Below are 6,759 nucleotides of genomic sequence, written 5' to 3'. Positions count from 1 at the left end.
CCACGCGGAGCGTGGGAACGAGCGACGGTGTTACGCGCCTTTCGCCGAAGGCAGTTTCGATACCAGGCGCAGCGACACGGTCAGCCCTTCGAGTTGGTAGTGCGGGCGCAGGTAGAACCGGGAGTTGTAGTACCCCGGGTTGCCTTCGACGTCTTCCACGATCACTTCGGCGGCAGCCAACGGATGCTGGGCCTTGGTGGTTTCGGTGGAGTGCGCCGGGTCACCGTCGACGTAGTTGAGGATCCAGTCCTGCAACCAGCGTTGCATCTCGTCCTTCTCTTTGAAGGAACCGATCTTGTCGCGCACGATGCACTTCAAGTAGTGAGCGAAACGGCAGGTGGCGAACAGGTACGGCAGGCGCGCGGCCAGGTTGGCGTTGGCGGTGGCGTCCGGGTCATCGTATTCGGCCGGTTTCTGCAACGACTGGGCGCCGATGAAGGCGGCAAAGTCGGTGTTTTTCTTGTGCAGCAGCGGCATGAAACCGTTCTTCGCCAGTTCCGCTTCGCGGCGGTCGCTGATAGCGATTTCGGTCGGGCACTTCATGTCCACGCCACCGTCATCCGTCGGGAAGGTGTGGGCCGGCAGGTTCTCGACTTCACCGCCTGACTCCACGCCACGGATGCGCGAGCACCAGCCGAAGTGTTTGAACGAACGGTTGATGTTCACCGCCATCGCGTAAGCGGCGTTGGCCCAGGTGTACTTGGAGCTGTCGGCACCGTCGGTGTTTTCTTCGAAGGCGAAGGCTTCCACCGGATCGGTCTTGGCACCGTACGGCAGGCGCGCCAGGAAGCGCGGCATGGTCAGGCCGATGTAGCGCGAGTCTTCCGATTCACGCAGCGAGCGCCAGCCGGCGTATTCCGGGGTGGTGAAGATCTTGGTCAGGTCGCGCGGGTTCGACAGTTCCTGCCACGAGCCCATGCCCATCACGGTTGGCGAAGCGGCGGCAATGAACGGTGCGTGCATGGCGGCGCAGACTTTCGACAGCTCCCCCAGCAGCTCCACGTCGGGAGGCGACTGGTCGAAGTAGTAGTCGCCCACCAGGCAACCGTAGGGTTCGCCGCCGAACTGGCCGTATTCTTCTTCGTACATCTTCTTGAAGATCGGGCTCTGGTCCCACGCGGTGCCCTTGAATTTCTTCAGGGTCTTGTGCAGGTCCGGCTTGGAGATGTTGAGCACGCGAATCTTCAGCTGCTCATCGCTCTCGGTGTTGTTCACCAGGTAGTGCAGGCCACGCCAGGCGCTTTCCAGCTGCTGGAAATCCTGGTGATGGATGATCTGGTTGACCTGGGCGGTGAGCTTGGCGTCGATGGCGGCGATGATCGATTCGATCGACTTGATCGCGTCGTTGGACACCAGGTCGGTCTGGGCCAGAGCCTGCTCGGCCAGGGTGCGCACAGCGGTTTCCACGGCTTCGCGGGCACGCTCGGTCTTGGGTTTGAATTCTTGCAGCAGCAGGTTCGCGAACTCGCTGGCTTCTTCGGTGGTACCCAGGATCTGGGTGCCTTCGCGGGCGGTATTGTCAGTCATGATTACTGCTCCCCTGCAGGCTTGGGCGCGCTGGCAAGTGCCTGAAGCAGTGCCGGGTCCTTGATCGCCTTCATGATGATTTCTTCAGCGCCGGTCTTGCCGTCCATGTAGGTCAGCAGGTTGGCCAGCTGGGTGCGGGCTTCGAGCAGTTGCTTGAGCGAATCGACCTTGCGCGCCACAGCGGCGGGGCTGAAGTCGTCCATGCTTTCGAAGGTGATGTCCAGGCTCAGGTTGCCTTCGCCGGTCAGCTCGTTGGGCACGTGGAACGCGACGCGTGGCTGCATGGCCTTGAGGCGCGAGTCGAAGTTGTCGACGTCCACTTCAAGGAACTTGCGGTCGGCCACAGGCGCCAGAGGTTCGGCGGGCTTGCCGGCGAGATCGGCCATCACGCCCATGACGAAGGGCAGCTGGACCTTTTTCTCGGCGCCGTAGAGCTCGACGTCGTACTCGATCTGCACCCGAGGCGCACGGTTGCGCGCGATGAATTTCTGAGAACTTTGCTTCGCCACGTTGCTGCTCCTGGTCGCTTGAGCGACGGTGTTGTAACTGCGCGATCCGTACGCTTATTCGCTGTCCGGCCCGCGCAGATTTTCAAATTGGGACATGCCGTCGGGAATCAGGTTGCGCACGATGGCCGCAAAGTCGGCGTGCACCAGATTCTTCGCCCGGTTCAACAGCACCGGCAGCGGGCTCGAAGGCTCGTGCCGGGTGTAGTACGCAAGGATCTTGTCGAGGCTGCGCAGCACTTCATCGCGGCTTGCGATGTCGCCGGTCGGGCGTGCTGCAACGGGCGCGGCGGCGTATTCAACCGAGGGGGCATTGTCGTCACTGACAACCTCGGGCTCGCTGGCGGCGCCGCTGTGCGGGGCGTATTGGTTAAGTATCTGCACGGCCTGCTTGAGCAGTTGCTTCAAGGGGCCGAGGTCCACGCCCTGGGCGGAACCTACCTGGTCGCTGACGTATTGTTCGATGGCCTCACAGGCGTCGCGGGCGGCGTTCAGCGCGTCGCGGGTGGCTTGCAATTGCTCGGCATCGCTGTCGAGGAATGCGCCGTTAAGCTGTTCGGCACCGAGGTTTTCGCCGGGGAAACTCTGCAGCCCGCTGGCATTCAGCGCGGCGCGCAGGCTGACGGGCCCGAAGGTGCGCGAACGGGTGAGAATGGCCTCACGCAGCAGACGGATGTTCGCGTCGCTGGCCACGCCGCTGAGGGCGTTGATGCGCACGGTGGGGTCGTTGTCGTCATCGGCATCCAGGCGCGGATGCAGGTCGGCCCAGTATTCGCGCAGCAGCGCGTTGATCAGTGCGAGTGCGTCGGCAAGCCCTGCAATGCCCTGGAGGGCGAGGGCGGCTTGCAACAGGAAATGGGTGATGCGCAGGTCTTTGCTGCGTTGCAGGAGGTCGAGACTTTGCTGCTGGATGCTGCGCCATTCCGGAGGTTCGGCAGGCAGGATCGAGTCGCCCATGCTGCGCTCGGGTTGACCCTGTGCGGCACGCTCAAGATGCAAGTAATCGGCGTCATATTCCAAGTCTTCGCCACAGGGCGAAGTCGCGGAAACGGCGGCGAGCAGCAGAGGCACATCCACTAAATTCGATCTCCCTATCAGCCCGTTAGATGACGGGCAACTCATGCATTAGTTGCGCGAGGAACTTTGCATGTTTTCTTGGTCTTATTTAGCGCTTTGACATCATGCTGATTTCAAAGTGCCATCATTGGTGTTCAAGAAGTTGTGCATTTTTGGTGTAGTACTTATGCCTTGTCAAGGTAAGCTATTCGCCCTCTATGACAGATGTGCGGTGCTTAACATCTTGTGCGACTGATCAGTCGAAGCAGGTGCCGAGGCAGGATTTTTGTCATACAGGCCGGTTAAGATCAGCAATTACGCGGGTTGAAGCAGGCTTTCAAGGTTTTGAAAGGATCTGTCGTGGATCTCTCGGAGCATTTCTCCCAGGGAACGGCCGCGCGCGAAGTATCAGCAAGGAGGCAAGATGTCGCTGTGCTTGACTATCACTAGTTATCACAAGATTACCCCTGGCCAGTGTTCTGAAAAGTCCCTGGATCAGGGAGTGATGGCTATTGGCCGCGGTTCCGAAAATGACTGGGTACTGCCTGATCCAGAACGTCTTGTTTCCACGCAACATTGCGTTATTCAGTACAAAGATGGTCGTTACTACTTAACTGATAACAGCACTAATGGAGTTGAGTTAGTGCATGCCGGTATTCGTTTGCGGCGGGGAAGCAGCGAGCCATTGCAGGACGGCGAACTGATCCGCATCGGCGATTACGAGATCCAGGCGCGTATCGATTTCAACCTGAAAGTGACAGATACCCCGTCTTTCACCGGTGACGCTTCCAACAGTTTCGAAGCCCTGATGGGCGCCGCCGTGAAGGCCCCGACGCCACCTCCGGTGATCGCGCCGCAGTTCCAGGGCGCCTCGTCGATGGACACCCTGCCGGACCTGTTCGACTTCCTCGCGCCCACCAGCGTACCGCCGGCCACCGTGCACGATCACGTGCCGGCCGAGCAGCACGACTTCCGCCCGCCGACACCGCTGCCCGTGGCTGAGCCGCCTGCGCCGGTGGTCTCGGGCTCAGTAATACCCGAAGACTGGGATCTGTTCGGCGATGCCCCGGCACCCAGGCCTGTTGCACCGCCGCCGCCAACACCGCCACAGCCGCCGGTCATCGAGCCGCCCAAGGTCGAGCGCCCGCTCCCGGTGGCTGATGCCAGCCAGCCCGACCTGTTGCAAGCCTTCCTGCGCGGTGCGGGCCTCGATCAGTTGCGCCTGGACAAGGCCCAGGCCGAAGCCCAGATGGAAAGCATCGGCCGCAGTTACCGGCTGATGGTCGAAGGCCTGATCGACGTGTTGCGTGCCCGCAGCAGCCTCAAGGGCGAGTTCCGCATGCAGCAGACGGTGATTCAACCGGTGGAAAACAATCCGTTGAAATTCGCCCCGAATGCCGATGAAGCGCTACTGCTGCTCCTACGCCACAGCAATCAGGCGTTTATGGCGCCGGACTTGGCCGTGCGCGACAGTTTCGACGATCTGCGCGCCCACCAACTGGCCGTCATGGCCGGGGTCGAAGCCGCCATCAAGCACCTGCTGACGCGCTTTGAACCGGCGCAGCTCGAAGAGCGCATGGGCAAGCCCGGCGGGCTGTCGAGCATTTTCAACGGCTCGCGCCAGGCCCAGTACTGGCAGCAGTTCACCGAGCTCTACAGCAATATTTCCCGCGAGGCCCAGGAAGATTTCCAGGACCTGTTCGGGCGTGAATTCAGCCGTGCCTACGAAGCGCACAGCAGCCGACAGCGTCACTAACAACGCAGTACATGGAACAACGGATAGCTAAGTACGTCATTGAGGACGCAGGATGATTCCCAGGTTTTTACTCGCAGTCGCCACCGCGCTTCTGCTGACGGCGTGTGCCAAGGATGCGGCCAAGCCCGAGGCCGCCGAAGCTGAGGCAGACACCGCCGCCGTCGAGCTGCATTTCCATGCCATCGCCGGGCTCAACCCCGGCGCCAATGGCCAGGCAGCCCCGGTACGGGTGCGGATTTTCGAACTGAAAAACGCCGCCACCTTCAGCCGTTCCGACTACTTCGCCCTGGCCGATCGCGCACAGTCGACCCTCGGCCTCGACCTGCTCGACCAGGACGAAGTGGTGATCCTGCCCGGCCAGCAATTGAGCATCCAGCGCGACCTCGACCCGTCCACCCGCCAGATCGGCCTGCTGGTGGGCTATCGCGAACTGGACCGCGCCGAGTGGCGCACGGTGCTCAACGTGCCGGCACGCCAATACACCGAATACCAGATCAGCCTCGATGTGCACGCCGTGCGTGCCGACGTCGTGGTTCCCCCATCCAGCCCTGCCCAATAAGAATCGGAGCCCCCATGTCCTGGAACAATCGCGTGGTCTGGTCGGAAGGCATGTTCATCGGAACGCAGCACTTCCAGCAGCATGACCGTTACCTGGAAAACCTGATCGATGCGCGCAGCCGCCCGTTGTCGGCGGGGGCCTGGGGCTTTTCCGAACTGTTGATCGACCAGGGCCTGCTGGCCCAGGGCAAGCTGGCGATCGTCTCGGCACGTGGCCTGTTACCGGATGGCACGCCGTTCAATATCCCCCAGGACGACCTGGCGCCGAGCCCGCTGAATATCGACGACAACTTGCGCGATGGCCTGGTGTACCTGGCGTTGCCCCTCAAGCGTGCCGGCGCCCGCGACACCGTCGACGAAGGCGAGGCCCTGGAAGCCGCGCGCTATGTCAGCCAGGTGCGTGAAGTGCGCGACGACAACGCGCCCTTCGAAAACCGTGCGCCGGTGGCGGTCGGCTCCCGCGCCTTGCGCCTGTTGACCGCCCAGGATGGCATCAGCGATTACGCGGCTATCGGCCTGGTGCGCATCAAGGAAAAACGCGCCGATCGCGCCCTGGTGCTGGACGAGAGCTACATCCCGCCGGTCCTCGACGTGACGGCCAGCAAACCGCTGACCGCGTTTCGCAGCGAACTGCTGGGCCTGCTGCACCAGCGCGGCGAAGCGTTGGCCGGGCGCGTGGTGGCTTCGGGCGCCGGTGGTGCTTCGGAGATTGCCGACTTCATGCTGCTGCAACTGGTCAACCGCGCCCAGCCGCTGATCCAGCACCTGAGTCAGTTGAGCCCGCTGCACCCGGAGCGTTTCTTCAGTGAATTGGTGAGCCTGGCCGGCGAGTTCTCGACCTTCTCCACCACGGGTCGCCGCCCCCACGAATACCCGCAATACCAGCATGACGACCTGGCCTTGAGCTTCACCCCGGTGATGCAGGCCCTGCGCGAGGCGCTGTCGATGCTGATCGACAGCAAGGCCACGCCGATCCCGATTGTCGAGAAAGCCTACGGCGTGCACGTGGCGATGCTGGCCGACAAAACCTTGATCGACAGCGCCAGTTTCATCCTGGTGGTGCGCGCCGATGTGCCAGGCGAAACCCTGCGCGCGCGCTTCGGCCAGCAAAGCAAAGTCGGCTCGGTGGAACACATCCGCGACCTGGTCAACCTGCAACTGCCGGGCATCGGCCTGCTGCCGCTGCCGGTGGCGCCACGGCAGATTCCGTACCACGCAGGCTCCACCTACTACGAGCTGGACCGGGGCAGCGAGCACTGGCAGCAACTGGGTAATTCCGGTGGCTTTGCGTTCCACATCGCCGGCCAGTTCCCGGGGTTGAACCTGGCTTTCTGGGCCATCCGAGGGTAATCCGCG

6 protein-coding genes are annotated in these 6,759 nt (G+C 62.3%); 3 read left to right on the top strand and 3 right to left on the bottom strand.

Going from position 1 to position 6,759, the window contains the following annotated elements:
- Window positions 1-30 precede the first annotated feature (30 nt).
- From tssC to tssA, 3 genes are read right to left on the bottom strand one after another with little or no spacing between them, the layout of a single operon-like run.
- Window positions 31-1,527 (bottom strand): type VI secretion system contractile sheath large subunit, encoded by a 1,497-nt coding sequence (tssC, locus tag HX869_RS02995; protein WP_003213343.1) that lies wholly within the window; start codon window positions 1,525-1,527, stop codon window positions 31-33.
- 2 nt (window positions 1,528-1,529) lie between these two features.
- Window positions 1,530-2,036 (bottom strand): type VI secretion system contractile sheath small subunit, encoded by a 507-nt coding sequence (tssB, locus tag HX869_RS02990; protein WP_003213340.1) that lies wholly within the window; start codon window positions 2,034-2,036, stop codon window positions 1,530-1,532.
- A gap of 54 nt (window positions 2,037-2,090) precedes the next feature.
- Window positions 2,091-3,110, bottom strand: a complete 1,020-nt coding sequence (gene tssA, locus HX869_RS02985) for a type VI secretion system protein TssA (protein ID WP_087693721.1) — start codon at window positions 3,108-3,110, stop codon at window positions 2,091-2,093.
- Between the two features lie 403 nt (window positions 3,111-3,513).
- On the opposite strand from tssA, the gene tagH reads away from it, so the two are divergent.
- Genes tagH through tssK form a run of 3 tightly spaced genes read left to right on the top strand, consistent with a single transcriptional unit; the run spans window position 3,514 to window position 6,753 of the window.
- Complete coding sequence (tagH, locus tag HX869_RS02980; protein ID WP_023659289.1) at window positions 3,514-4,845, top strand: type VI secretion system-associated FHA domain protein TagH; 1,332 nt, start codon at window positions 3,514-3,516, stop codon at window positions 4,843-4,845.
- Window positions 4,846-4,897: 52 nt separating this feature from the next.
- Complete coding sequence (gene tssJ, locus HX869_RS02975; RefSeq protein WP_003213332.1) at window positions 4,898-5,404, top strand: type VI secretion system lipoprotein TssJ; 507 nt, start codon at window positions 4,898-4,900, stop codon at window positions 5,402-5,404.
- A 14-nt stretch (window positions 5,405-5,418) separates the two neighbouring features.
- Window positions 5,419-6,753, top strand: a complete 1,335-nt coding sequence (tssK, locus tag HX869_RS02970) for a type VI secretion system baseplate subunit TssK (protein ID WP_003213330.1) — start codon at window positions 5,419-5,421, stop codon at window positions 6,751-6,753.
- The last annotated feature ends 6 nt before the right edge of the window (window positions 6,754-6,759 follow it).

Source organism: Pseudomonas sp. P7779 (genome assembly GCF_013386315.1).
GTDB lineage: Bacteria > Pseudomonadota > Gammaproteobacteria > Pseudomonadales > Pseudomonadaceae > Aquipseudomonas.
The sequence above is the reverse complement of the archived record's forward strand: the minus strand, read 5'-3'. Positions and strand labels throughout refer to the sequence as shown.

Bases quoted from the DNA above. Each gene is read 5' to 3' on its own strand.
- tssC (WP_003213343.1), bottom strand. From the start codon at position 1,527: ATGACTGACAATACCGCCCGCGAAGGCACCCAGATCCTGGGTACCACC.
- tagH (WP_023659289.1), top strand. From the start codon at position 3,514: ATGTCGCTGTGCTTGACTATCACTAGTTATCACAAGATTACCCCTGGC.
- tssJ (WP_003213332.1), top strand. From the start codon at position 4,898: ATGATTCCCAGGTTTTTACTCGCAGTCGCCACCGCGCTTCTGCTGACG.
- tssK (WP_003213330.1), top strand. From the start codon at position 5,419: ATGTCCTGGAACAATCGCGTGGTCTGGTCGGAAGGCATGTTCATCGGA.